The sequence below is a fragment of the Rhodococcus sp. NPDC058532 genome, assembly GCF_042719255.1.
In the GTDB taxonomy this organism is placed as follows: domain Bacteria; phylum Actinomycetota; class Actinomycetes; order Mycobacteriales; family Mycobacteriaceae; genus Rhodococcus_G.
In genome coordinates this window covers 136177-136820 of sequence record NZ_JBHXNU010000005.1, presented here as the reverse complement: position 1 = coordinate 136820, position 644 = coordinate 136177, and the positions used below count along the sequence as shown (strand labels likewise).

The following is a 644-nucleotide window of genomic DNA, read 5'->3' as shown; positions in this document are numbered from 1 at the left end:
CGTAATCCTCACGCAAAGGGATAGTTGCGATGCGGTTTCGGCGTGTTCTCAGATTCAACGTTGTGTTCAGCGTAATGGGCGCCGTACACCGCCGCCTGTGTAATTGTTCGTCTGTGGCTTTGTCGAGACCACGGACACCAGCGTTACCCGAACGGGCCCCTGTACAGGGCTTTTACAGGTGACGAAAAGGTCACCGAAGCCGTTCGGCGTTCCGGGCCAACCCGACCAGGGTCGCGCACAGTCGAGCGATCTCCTCCGGATCCGCGCCCTCCGCCGCCGCGGTGGCGACGTCCTCGGCGGCGCAGCGCACCTCGAACATCCGATCCATCGCGGCCTCGGCCTCGGCGGCGGTGAGGATCGTCGAGTCCGGGGCGATCGTCGTGCCCTTCACCGCCGACCGCTGCTCATATGCGCGCTGCCGACAGGACTGCCTGCAGTAGCGGCGCCGACGGCCGACACCGGCGTCGGGAACCTCCCTGCCGCACCACACACATGATTCGAGGCGACGGGAGATGGGCACGCGTCCCACCCTACTCGCGGGTAGGAGGAGGTGCGGACGGTGCCGTCGGCACGTGTCGTCTCGGCAGTTCATGGGGGCTCCTGCGGATGCCGGTGGGGTGGCCTGTCACGGGTCGACACTGCCG

At 66.6% G+C, this 644-nt stretch carries 1 protein-coding gene; it reads right to left on the bottom strand.

The window, feature by feature from the left end; all coding sequences use genetic code 11:
* Nucleotides 1-190 precede the first annotated feature (190 nt).
* Nucleotides 191-514: a hypothetical protein gene (locus tag ACFWQG_RS08555; RefSeq protein WP_378507284.1), complete on the bottom strand. Its 324-nt coding sequence runs from the start codon at nt 512-514 to the stop codon at nt 191-193.
* Nucleotides 515-644 lie beyond the last annotated feature (130 nt).